Below are 11,601 nucleotides of genomic sequence, written 5' to 3' on the forward strand. Positions count from 1 at the left end.
TCCGACGATCACCTACGGCGGCGTCAGTGGCTGTCATGAGATAACAATGACAGACGTGAATATTCGCAGCCTCGCCGACTTCAAACGTTTCCTCGCCCGGCCCGGCGCCACCATCGAGACCCTCCGGAACGATGTGATGACGAGGAACGGGCAGACGCCCGAAACCGGGCCCCAGGCCTATGGCACCCGCCAGGTCAAAAAGCTCCAGACCAATGCGGTCCAGTTCACGGGCGACAACTGGCTCTGGTTCGGCAAAGCCGCCGAGTACCGGTTCTCGGGCGATGTCGTGACGATCGACGCCAGCAAGGACGGATCGTTCAAGGACGTCATTGAATACAAGCTTTCCATCCAGCCTGCCGCTTAGAACAGGAGACATCGATGGGACTGATCTGGATTCGCAAGGACTCCAGCCGCATGGGTCTGCTCGATCAGAGCAACCAGCACATCTACGCCACCTATCGCGAGGTGAAGAAGCGCAAGGGCGGTGCCAACACCTTCAGGGTCGAGGGATACGCCCAACGCGAGAAGAAACATCCGGCGGAGGAAATCGAGTGGCCGGATGTGGAGGCCGCCAAGCAGGCCTGCCAGCGTATCGCCGCCTGCTACACCCAGGCGACCATCCCATCGAGCAGCAGCTGAGGATCACCCATGACGTCGCCCGAATCCCAGCTCCGAAACCAGAAGCTCAAGCAGTTCGTCGAGGAGGCGCTCGACGCCGGCGTGTTCTATGAGCGTGACCTGCAGGAGCGGATTATTCCGCAGATCCTTCCGTTCGACGAGGCGGTCGAGAATCTGATCGGCACCTTCACCAACCCTTCGTTCCAGGAACTTCGGGATCTGGAAGCTCGCGTCACGGCTCTTCCCCGCGGATCCTGGGCGATCATCCGCAAGGTATGGGATGGGGGCGGATGCTACACGCTGATGTTCAGTGATGGGACAGGAAAGCTCGCGACCGGCGTCGCCCACGATACCTATGATCGTCCGCTTCCCTTCGCTGACGCTCAACGCAGTGTGCTCGGCTACGAGATCTACACGATGCGCCATGCCGTCGAGGCAGAGCGTGAGATTGCCGGCGACCTCAAGGCGATCGCGGATAATGGCTTTGCGCTGTACCAGAAGTTCGAAGGTCTCAAGTTCGACCATCGCATTTTCGCGGCAGCTCAGATCTCCGAGATCCGGCCCAATGGCCATATCGTTCTCCGCCTGACTCTCCGCGGGAGCCGCAAGCACTATGAGGCCACCGTCGGCGCTCGCCTCCTAGAGCGCCGCATCGAGGAGGCCAAGGAACGGGCCGCACCGCAAGAGGCGCGGCCAGAGCCACTCGGTCAGACGGCTCTCTTCCTCGCCTAACCCAGAGCCCCTCCACACCACCAGCTAGCCGCGCAGCAATCAGCCGCGCGTTGGCTTCCCTCGTCCCGAATCTCAACCGGAGCGTCCGCCGATGCCCAAGCTCTCTAAGGAAGAAGCCGCCCGCCATCAGGAGGCGGAAAAGCTTCTCGAACAGGATGTCCTCACCGTCACGGAGCGGGAGTTCGTTCTGGAACATTGGCATGAGGGCGCCCGTCACCTCAATTCGGTTGCCGGCGCGTTCTTCACGCCCCTAGAACTCGCCCGGGATTTTGCCGTCGAGGTCACAGGTCGTCGGATCATCGATCTGTGCGCCGGTATCGGCCGGCTGTCGTACCTGATCAAGGCCGCAGCCGACTTCTCCCGCCAGCCCTTGGAACTCACCTGTATCGAGATCAACAAGGATTACGTCGAGGTCGGCCGCAAGATTCTCCCTGAGGCTCGATGGATCCTCGCCGACGTGCTTGATCTTCCCAAACTCGACCTTGGCAAGTTCGATTGCGCTATCGGTAATCCGCCTTTCGGAGCGATCCGCACCGATACGAAAGCTCCTCGATACAAGGGTAGCAACTTCGAATATGCGGTGATCGATCTGGCATCAGATATGGCTGATTACGGTGTCTTCATCGTCCCGCAGGGCTCGGCTCCCTTCCAGATGAGCGGAACCCAGACGTTCAGGCACGCGACCTCGCAGAAGTACGAGGCTTTCGTGAAATCGACCGGGATCTCACTCCAGCCAAACTGCGGGCTGGACACCTCCGGTTACGACCACCTCTGGCGCGGAACGTCACCCCGCACTGAAATCGTCTGCGCGGATTTCAAGGAAATCAGGGCTGAACGTCAGGCAAGCGCAAGCTCAAGATTCTCACATCGCAGGCCTCAAGGCCTGCCATCCGATCCTCCCCGCTGTCGCAGTTCGGCCCCAGCAGGCCGATCTCTTTGCCTGAGGTTTCCATGACGCTGAACAAAGGAATGGGCGGTCACCACTCGGCGGCCGCCATCACCGAGACCTGGTTGACCCCTCCCAGCATCATCCAGGCGCTTGGCTCCTCATCCTCATTCGACTTGGACCCGTGCGCGGCCCCGATGCCGCGCCCCTGGGACACCGCCCGAAACCATTACACTTGGCCGGAGCAGGATGGCTTAAAGCTCCCTTGGGAGGGCAGGGTATGGCTCAACCCGCCCTATGGCCGTGCCATGACGGATTGGCTCAAGAAGATGAGCCGTCACAACAAGGGCACCGCGCTGATCTTCGCCCGCACCGAAACCGAGGCCTATCACGAGTTTGTCTGGCCCTACGCATCAGGTCTCCTTTTTCTCAGGGGCCGCCTGCATTTCCATTACCCCGACGGCCGGAGAGCCGAAGCCAACTCCGGTGCTCCCAGCGTTCTCGTCGCCTATGGCGAGGAGGATGTGGAGCGGTTGATCCAGAGCGGCCTTGAGGGAGCCTTTGTGGGCCTGACCCGTCCGGTGCTGCTGCATATGGTGCTCAACTTCGAGCAACCCATGCCGCATTGGCGCGAGGTGGTCTGCGACGCGATCAAGAATCTCGGCGGCATGGCGAAGCTAAAGGACATTTACGCAGCGCTCGAGGACCATCCCAAAGCTAAGGGAAACCCACACTTCCGCGAGAAAATTCGCCAGACGATCGGCAGGCTTGGCCTCCCGCGCACCGACAACGGGCAATACGCCCTGTTCGCCTGAAGCTCTCTCAAATCTGATCATTCCTAGCCAAGAGAAACGCCATGACCGAGAACGTCACCATTCTTTGCCAGACCGAAATTCGGGACTGGCGCATTGCTGAAGACAGCGCCGAGGACCTGGTCGGACGCCAGACCGAAGACTGGCTCGTCCAGGTTTCGCACTCCGCCTATCACGGCTTGACCCTCACCCTTAAGGCGCCGGACGGCTCTGACCGCGTGGTCGACATCGAGGTCGATCAGGGCAACATCGGGGTTCGCTCCTACAGGGGCGACGAGCCCGATGCGAAAATGATCATCGCGGCCGACGCCACTTATGTTTCCTCCTGCGCCGAAGTTGGACCGCTCGGGCGCAAGCTCATCCGGTATGAATCGGAGGACTCCGACTTTCACAGCGGCGAGGTCCCGGTCAACATGGGCACCCTGGCGACCGAGATCATTGCGACGGGCGATACCTTCCAGGCCAGTCTGGAATGGATCGGGGAGGGCGAGGATGGGGATTACCGTCCGGCTGATCCCAACGACCGTCCCATTCTCCGCTTCGATGTCTCCCAGAAGGGCGACAATGGCGAATGGGAGGACGTGCCCGACAGCAGCTATTGCACTCAGCTCGATGCCCGGCTTCCCCGGCCAGTCCGGGAACTCGCGGCGAGCTTGATCCTGAAGTCCGTCGAGGAGGCTCACGCCGCAGGCCTGTCGCTCAAGCGGGTGTGCGAACGCCTGTCGTGGATGGACGAGGCTGCCGCCAAGGCGGGCGCCACGACACCGTTCCTGAAAAACGAACTCATCGCCGCCGCGGAGTGAACCAGTCCGATGACCAAGAAACCGAAACAAGCCGAAGCTCGCTACACCGTCATCCTGGACAATTGCGGCAACCCGGATCGGGGCCAGGATCCGTCGCGCCGGCTCCCCGGTACCGTTCGGAAGGCCGTTCCCGTGGAGGATTTCGCAGCAGCCTCCAAAGCCTGCCGGGATTACATCGAGGAGAATGACCTCGGCGGCGGCAATTGGACCGGCGGCGCGATCCGGGAGAACGGCCAGCTCGTTGGCAAGGTCGGCTACAACGGGACCATCTGGCCACCTGGCGAGTTTGCCGTCGGCATGAAGCCGCTCTGGCCCGAACCGAAAGAGGAGGAGACCAAGCCGAAGGACCCGCTCGAGTGGGAGACAGCCCAGGTCGATACGCCGTATGGACCCATACTGATTGGCGGCTGCTTCCGGATCGGCAACGTGAAGAGCGTCGAGGGCAAGTTCTCAGTCGACGGGCAGCACTATGAGTTCATGACCAACGCAACCTTCGAGGAAACCGGCCTCAAGGAGATCCAGAACCACAACCTCCTCCGAAACGGCGTCTACTCAGACACCGTAGCTTCACCGAAGAAGGTTCAGGACGCCGTTCGGGCGGCCGTCGCCGCCTGGGCCTCAGTTCGGGCCAATATCGCCCTGATCGTCCGGAACGAAATCAAGGATAAGAAAAAGTCGATCCAGCACGTCGAGCGGCAAATCTCCGGCTATGAGCGGCAGCTCGCCAAGGCTCGTGAAGAGCTAGCGAGTCATCATGCGCAGATCGAGGCACTTGAGGAAAAGGCCTCTCACCTTGGGTCCCATTCCTAGCTCTAGCGCGGACCGATCAGAATCCGGGTTAACCGCGTTCGGAGTTCCACACCGGAATCTGTGACAAACGCGAATTAAACTCCTAAAATCCGCATACTCAAATCGTCCGAGTGCAATCTATGCTCCATGTCGTCGCCTTCTTCTGTCCCCCTCTTGCCCTGGTTCTTGCCCGAAAATGGGGACCGGCCCTCGGCAATGCCCTCCTTTACGGCCTCTCATGGCTGCTCGTGCTGCCAATTATCGGCATGTTCTCCGGCCTGGTGGACTCGTTGGCCGGGATGCTGTTCGTATCGGTCGCGCTCATCATGTTCCTCCCGTTTGTGCTGTTGATCGGCCTCCTCTTTATGGGAGGCTTCCTCGCAACAGTCGGCGTGGTGGGCTTGGTAGCCTTCGTCTGCTGGCTGGCATCGATCCTCCATGCGTGGAAGGTTCTGTCCGGGATCCGGCGCGAGCGGCATGAGCGTGAGCTAATCGAGACGATCAAATCGCTTAGGGCAGGCAGTGCGTAACCGCTGACGATGCTGCCAGAAAGGAGAGGGGCCCACTAGGGGGCCCCTCATTCATTGTCAGTGGCTTCCCGAACCGATCATTCGTCGCATTCTCGGGGCGATCAGAGCTTCACAGAGACGGAACCAGCATTGGACAGCACGCAAAGATGGCAGACGCAGTGAGCGAGAGAATGATCGTTCCGGTTCGGGTCGCCGGGGATGTGTATTTCTTCACCATGGCAGAGATCTCCTTTCCATCGAAAGCCAGAGTTGACAGGAGTGGAGCGAAAACCGGGAACACAATGCCCGGGATGCTACCCGCCAGATCCGTGATCACCGCCTCTGTGAAGCCCCCTCATAGAGCTTTCTTACCGAGAACTGTATCAATGTAGCAAAGACGGCGGCAAAAGTCAAGCTCTCTCGCCTCTTCACTTTTGCGCCGAACCCATCTATATCAGGGTCCGGCTCCGGGCAGGAGCCAGCCGCCCGTCTATGCGAAGCTGCTAGCAGCGCTGCCTAAATGCCTCGTCCCGTCCATGTCGGGTTCAGGCTCTTGAAGTGGTTGACGGGCGACGCTTCGCAGAGAGCCGGGAACACGGACATGTCGATGCGACCAGGTCAGCCGTCTTCCATCGACGGCATCAAACGCCTCGCCAAGCAAATTAAGGCCCAGAAGGGCCTTCAGCATGCACGCGCCCTCGATGAGGCTGCGCGAACGGCAGGCTTCCAGAATTTCGCTCATGCGAACCGAGTCTTCACATCGAACGGACCCCAGGCCGCGGGACAAGGCGCTCCTCCACCCCAGTCCCACCTGAAGGAAGACCCTATGTCGCTCGACGATTTTCACATCCGCGCCCGAAGAGATTGGGCCCAATCGATCCTTTCCGTAGTTGGGGCGAAGCCTCCTTCCTCGTCCACTTGGCATGGCCGTGACCAGATCATCGCCGTGTTGTCAGCCATTATGGGTTCAGGCAGAAACCATACCCACCTGCCCGGAGGTGGAGGTGTGGATTTTGTCGAGATTCGTATCTCGCCGGAACCAGGCTGTATTGATCTGATACCGGATGGCAATCCGAAGCAGAATCTAATCTACCGCGTGAAGCCAAGTGACCTTATCCTGGAGTGGATCGAGGAGGATCCTGGCCAATCCTTCTTCCTTTTGGAACTCAACAAGCTGTCACCCTCCGGCGCCGATCCCTATCGGCAAACCTGGACCGGCGACGATGAGATCTTTCCAGGAGAAGAAGTCGCCGAGGTAACGCCAGGCGGCAAATACTATCCTCGGAAAGTCTATGATGAGGAGATCACTCCTGAGGGAGAGAGCGTTCCAGATGCGAAACTGGTTGTGCGCTTCTTCCAAGGGAAGATGATGTTTGTGGCCAAAGGAAGCCTTTGGAATGGGTCCCGCGAAACATACCGTGGCATCCACAACTCAGGATCCTCAAAACAAATCCGCCAAGTCATCGAGAGATGGATCCGGACGACGAGTTCGAGCAACGATCATGGTGAAAGCTAGGTCGGGCTAAAATCGCTTTATCGATCGTCACTTCCAACAGCGGCGAGGCGGCGGTTTTCCGCTTCAACCAGTTGAGCCAACTTTGCCTCGCCAATGTGCCAGCCTTTGTTCCTTTCGGTCTCAATCAGGTTGTGACACGGTCTGCAAACTGGAACGAGCGGGGAAAGGTCTTCACCCGTGAGAACACGGGGTCGGTAATCCCGGTGGTGAACCTCAGTCGCTCGTCGTGAGCAGCAGGCACACTTCCGGCCTGCTTTCGCAAGGACCTTTCCCTTAATGCCTTTCCAAAGCGGCGTCTTCAGATAAGCATTGTAGTCGATGGCTGGCCGTATCCAGGTCACGAACGGAACCAAGAAGGCATTTTCGTCCCGCTCAATGAGAGCATCCCTCCACTTCATTTCGGCATTAAACCGGTCAAGCCGTGGATCCCCTGAGTTGGTGACTGGAAAAAGCTTCAACAGATCATCGGTCGAGATAGGATCTGGCGAAATTGGATCGAGAATGAAGGGAGCGGAAGATTTCGGGCTCGCCTTGTTGGAGCCAGGCAAGGCTGTCTGCGGAGATTGAGCGGGCCGATAGCGCCTGTTCTCAACCTTGTCCCACCGGGCATTCCATTGTCGGACGGCGGCTTCATGGACACGGTCGCGGTCGTCAATCGTCTTGAACCGTAGAGCTCCGTTGACATTGATGGACTTGATCCCGAGCTCATATAGCGCTGCGTCAAGGGCTCCCGCCCAGAGGCTGTCTCGGGGACTGCCACATAGGTTCCGCTTTGGTTTCCTCGGACGTGGAAGTGCCCGAACAGGGAATGCATCGATCGCAGCTCCCGCCGATTGGGCTATTCCAGCTCGAATGTGGTCATCTTCGGGAAGCCTGTCGAATAAAACCCGCTTACTAAAGCTCATGGCCTCCTCGGAGCTAGATAAACCATCATGGCAAGGAGCCAGTTGCTGCGCAACCGGCGGCAAGGTAGTAACAAGCTTCCCGGTTCTTCGCACTAGCCGATCCAAGAACACAAGAAGATGTTTCGCTCTCTCGCTCAGGCGCTCCTCGCCGCTGCGCTCGTTTCAATCGCAACCCAATCACTGGCCCAAGGCGTACCAGACGCCGAAGAATGTGCTGTCCGCTGGCATGTTCCATTCGGCTCCCCACTTCGGTCAACCATCTGTCCCGGCGGCCAGGATAAAGCCTTCTGTGAGCGCTCGCGGGCAGCGGTTCAAGCGATGGACCAGATGTATTCGACCTGTATGGCGGTGGTCGAAGCATCCCAGTTCGAAAATCGACATACAGCTCGGACAAGCGCACTTATCGACCAAGCGGCGATCATGGTTGCGGGAGGTCGAGATAAGCGCCAGGTTAAACTCAATCAGGTTCCCGGAAACATGAGTGGGCTACAGGGATGTGATGATCCCAACCCTCCCTCGATCTGCCTGACGAGATATCGTCCTGTTTTCCAGGCGGATGTCGCGTCTCTGGCAACTGAGTACCGGCGGATCGAGAAAATCACGCCTCGTCTGGAGATACCAAAAGAGCAAGTGGCTGGGTACCGGCCATCTCCGGATCGAATGGTCTTTATGAAATACTCGGCCGGCGCCTCAGTTGAGTTCCTGACTGGGTACGGCATGATCACGCCCGAAACCCCACGGGATTTCGAAGCATACCTTCTTCGCAACCCCGACGAAAAGCCAAAGTCGATCAATCTCAACTCCCCTGGAGGAAGCCTGATCGCTGGGCTGCGGCTCGGAGAGCTCTTTAGAGAGAACGGTTACTCCACCAGCATTGGTGGAGGTCCTCTCAAACCTCAATATTCAGTCTCGTCGGTCGCCGACTTTGGTGGTGATCAGGGTAATCAGGAAGAAGTCCCTGAGATCTGTATGAGTGCCTGTGCCTATGCATTCCTAGGCGGGATCTCGCGGGATTTTGGTGAGAGGACTAGATATGGGGTCCATCAATTTTATAATGAGAAAGCTACCTCCGAACCTACCGCGAAAGCCTTTGATGCGACCGATCTATCCTTTCAGCAGGTCATGACAGGCCTTATTGTCGATTACATCGTCAGAATGGGGGCTGACGCTCGTTTGATCGTTGAGGCAGCTAAGGCTGAATACAACACCATGAGGATCCTCTCCCAGAAAGAGGCCCGCGATCTTAAGGTTATCTATGATCCAGAGAGCTTCACCTCTTGGCAGATACTGCCGAGAGGGCGCGGGGTCATAGCCCGTTCAATGAGCCAGGACGGCAACCGCACGGCCCAAGTGGCATGCTTCACCTCGAAACGCGGGACAGAACGAAAATTTGTGATCTGGCAGAAAGGAACCGATGCCGACGGCTGGCGTGATCTCGCAAAGATGGCAGGTTCGTTTCAGTTTGCCGGAATGGTAATCCCGGCCGAAGGCCTCAGTGTCACGACCGATGGCAAGAACGTATATTTCTCCACGGACCTGCCGCCTGACTACGAGAAAAGGATAGGCAGCCTCAAAGAGGATTTGCAGTTCTCCCCCGATATAAACACGGCTCCCATGGTCACGATCCGAAGCTTTGTCTTTCCACCGGTACCCCGCGAGGGTTTCGCGGCCTCAGCCTCGATCGCTTTGCGAAACTGCCTGCCAGCAAGCTAAGCTGAAACTGCCTCGCACTAGAGCGGCGCTTGGCTGACCTAAACGTCCGTCAGCGGGTCTGCGTTGTAGTCCTGCCCTTTGTGAGGGGATAAATCTTACCACAGCACAGGCTGTCGACATCTCCATTTCAAACCTCGAAGCAAGGCCGCCACGGCAGCCACTGGCGGCGGAGATCTCCGCCGCCAGTGGAAGCGATTACAGCGAGCTCTCGGTCATCCCACTGACGGAAAGGAGCATTGCGAGGCCTGCCGTCAATGCCTTCACATCGGGTCCTTTCTCGACATCGACCCACTCGTCAAGGGAGTGGCCACGGTCAGACTTTCCGGCGGCACCGCGGCCGACTGTGACAGCGGGGATCCCGAGGTTCATGGGCACGTTGGAATCGGTGGAACTCGTATTGTACTTCGGCTTGTAGTCGTGCGCCTTCAGGACAGCTGAGACGGCCTGAACAATATCGCTGTTCTCGTCGGTTTTTCCGGCAGGACGATCGCCGACCAGTTCCTTCGTGACCGTGATCGGCCCCTCTTTGGTGGACCGAGCGTTGTTCTCTGTATCAACGGCCCGATCGACAATCTTGAGGAAGCGCTTTTCGACCTTTGCCAATTCCTCGACAGACACGGACCGCATGTCGACTTGCATCCAAAGCTCATTCGGGATCGAGTTGACGGAAGTGCCGCCTCCGATCACACCGATGCTGTATGTCGTCTTCGGATTGGACGGGACTTGGGTCCGGGAGAACTGAGCCATCGCCTCGCCCATGGCGAATGCTGGGTTTACCAGTCCAAAGGCGCCATAGCTATGCCCACCAGGCCCACGGAATGTCACCAAGTAGCGCTTCGAGCCAGTCGCGCCATTGGTCACCGTCTCCATGTCGCCACCGTCGACGATGAGGGCGGACTTGATCTTGTCCTTGTACTTGCCCTTCTGGAACAGATGCTTGACGCCGCGAAGGTCCCCAAGGCCTTCCTCTCCAACGGAACCGACGATCAGAATTCCTCCGCCCCACAGTTTCCTGAGACACCCTATAAGCGGACTGGATCCGCAGAAGGGTGATAATGATGACAGAGATGATGAAGGATGCGGCCGGTCCGGGCCGTGGTGGGCGCATGTCGCGCCAGCGCAAACGCGAGGCGGTTCTGCGGCTGCTGCGCGGTGAGGATCTGGACACGGTCTCGCGCTCCCTGGGCGTGACGGCCGCCACGCTGAGCGGCTGGCGCGATGCTTTCCTGGCAGCCGGCGAGGCCAGTCTCGCCACCCGGCTGGCCACCGGTGAGGCGCTGGGGACTGAGCGGCTCAAGGCCCGGCTCGGCGAGATGCTGCTGGAGCGTGAGCTGCTGGAGGCCAAGATTGCCCTTCTGGAGGGCGGCCGCCCTTTAGCTCAGAGGAGGTCGAGGCGATGAGCCGGGCCCTCTCGCCGAGCAGCGGCCGGCCCTATGGCTTGGCGCGTGTCTGCCGGATCTGGCGCGTGGCCCGGGCGAGCGTCTACCGGCAGCGTCAGCCGCAGACGGACCGGCGGCGCCGCGGCCCGGTCGGACCGCTGTCCGATCCAGTGCTCACAACCGAGATCCGTGCCGTCCTGGCCGCCAGTCCGTTCCATGGCGAGGGGCATCGGAAAGTTTGGGCCCGCCTGCGCCTGAAGGGCATCCGCACCTCGCTCCGCCGTGTGTTGCGGCTGATGCGCGAGCACGACCTGCTGGCGCCGTCCCGGATGGGGGCGCCGCGTGGGCCGCGCAACCACGACGGCACGATCATTCCGGCAACCATCGACACCCTGTGGGGCACCGACATGACCACCGCTTGGACTGGCGAAGGGCAAGCTGCCGTGTTCGTGGCGGTCGATCACTACAGTGCCGAGTGCGTCGGCATTCATGCCAGTCGCCAAGCCACCCGCTTTGAAGCTCTCGAGCCGCTGCGCCAGGGCGTACGCGAGCACTTTGGCGGCTTTAGCAAAGGGATTGCTTCAGGCCTGTCGATCCGGCACGACCATGGCAGCCAATACATGTCGCGAGCATTCCAGGACGAGTTGCGGTTCCTTGGGATCGAGAGTTCGCCGGCCTTTGTGCAGGCTCCTGAAGGCAATGGCTGTGCGGAGCGGTTCATCCGCACCCTGAAGGAAAACCTGCTGTGGGTGCGCTCGTTCGAAACCATCGAGGAGTTGCGCCAGGCGCTGCTGACCTTCCGAGAAACCTACAACTCCACCTGGCTGATAGCCCGGCACGGATTTCAGACGCCGAAAGCCGTCCGGCACAACCAGCTTCCATCCGCGGCCCTCGCCGCGTAGGCTTCAATCCGGTGTCTCAAAAACTGCGGGCGGTACA

11 protein-coding genes and 1 pseudogene are annotated in these 11,601 nt (G+C 59.5%); 11 read left to right on the forward strand and 1 reads right to left on the reverse strand.

Translation table 11 applies throughout. The features are described from left to right. Positions 1-46 precede the first annotated feature (46 nt). From DDF70_RS25890 to DDF70_RS25945, 10 genes are all read left to right on the forward strand, one after another. A complete protein-coding gene (locus DDF70_RS25890; protein ID WP_114947637.1) occupies positions 47-364 on the forward strand; it encodes a hypothetical protein in 318 nt (105 codons plus the stop codon). Positions 365-378: 14 nt separating this feature from the next. Beyond that, positions 379-639, forward strand: coding sequence for a hypothetical protein (locus tag DDF70_RS25895; RefSeq protein WP_114947638.1), 261 nt, complete (start codon positions 379-381; stop codon positions 637-639). A 9-nt stretch (positions 640-648) separates the two neighbouring features. Further along, complete coding sequence (locus DDF70_RS25900; protein ID WP_114947639.1) at positions 649-1,350, forward strand: hypothetical protein; 702 nt, start codon at positions 649-651, stop codon at positions 1,348-1,350. 91 nt (positions 1,351-1,441) lie between these two features. Next, on the forward strand, positions 1,442-2,305 hold the full coding sequence (locus DDF70_RS25905; protein ID WP_205772484.1) for a class I SAM-dependent methyltransferase: 864 nt from the start codon (positions 1,442-1,444) through the stop codon (positions 2,303-2,305). Next, the gene (locus DDF70_RS25910) at positions 2,302-3,051 is read left to right on the forward strand and encodes a DNA N-6-adenine-methyltransferase (protein ID WP_114947640.1); all 750 of its coding nucleotides are present in this window, start codon (positions 2,302-2,304) and stop codon (positions 3,049-3,051) included. The genes DDF70_RS25905 and DDF70_RS25910 overlap by 4 nt, the downstream gene beginning before the upstream one ends. 41 nt (positions 3,052-3,092) lie before the next feature. Beyond that, positions 3,093-3,851, forward strand: a complete 759-nt coding sequence (locus DDF70_RS25915) for a hypothetical protein (RefSeq protein ID WP_114947641.1) — start codon at positions 3,093-3,095, stop codon at positions 3,849-3,851. Positions 3,852-3,860: 9 nt separating this feature from the next. Further along, positions 3,861-4,661, forward strand: coding sequence for a coiled-coil domain-containing protein (locus tag DDF70_RS25920; RefSeq protein WP_114947642.1), 801 nt, complete (start codon positions 3,861-3,863; stop codon positions 4,659-4,661). 119 nt (positions 4,662-4,780) lie between these two features. Continuing rightward, a complete protein-coding gene (locus tag DDF70_RS25925; RefSeq protein ID WP_114947643.1) occupies positions 4,781-5,170 on the forward strand; it encodes a hypothetical protein in 390 nt (129 codons plus the stop codon). A 580-nt stretch (positions 5,171-5,750) separates the two neighbouring features. After that, the gene (locus tag DDF70_RS25935) at positions 5,751-6,665 is read left to right on the forward strand and encodes a hypothetical protein (protein ID WP_114947645.1); all 915 of its coding nucleotides are present in this window, start codon (positions 5,751-5,753) and stop codon (positions 6,663-6,665) included. Between the two features lie 1,022 nt (positions 6,666-7,687). Beyond that, positions 7,688-9,283, forward strand: a complete 1,596-nt coding sequence (locus tag DDF70_RS25945) for a COG3904 family protein (protein WP_162820668.1) — start codon at positions 7,688-7,690, stop codon at positions 9,281-9,283. A gap of 195 nt (positions 9,284-9,478) precedes the next feature. Here the strand turns inward: DDF70_RS25945 and DDF70_RS25950 are convergent, their stop codons facing one another. Next, positions 9,479-10,153: a peptidase dimerization domain-containing protein gene (locus tag DDF70_RS25950; protein WP_245435653.1), complete on the reverse strand. Its 675-nt coding sequence runs from the start codon at positions 10,151-10,153 to the stop codon at positions 9,479-9,481. A 185-nt stretch (positions 10,154-10,338) separates the two neighbouring features. On the opposite strand from DDF70_RS25950, the pseudogene DDF70_RS25955 reads away from it, so the two are divergent. Then, a pseudogene (locus DDF70_RS25955) lies at positions 10,339-11,564 on the forward strand (IS3 family transposase). Positions 11,565-11,601 lie beyond the last annotated feature (37 nt).

The sequence above is a fragment of the Microvirga calopogonii genome (assembly GCF_003347665.1).
Taxonomy (GTDB): Bacteria; Pseudomonadota; Alphaproteobacteria; order Rhizobiales; family Beijerinckiaceae; genus Microvirga; species Microvirga calopogonii.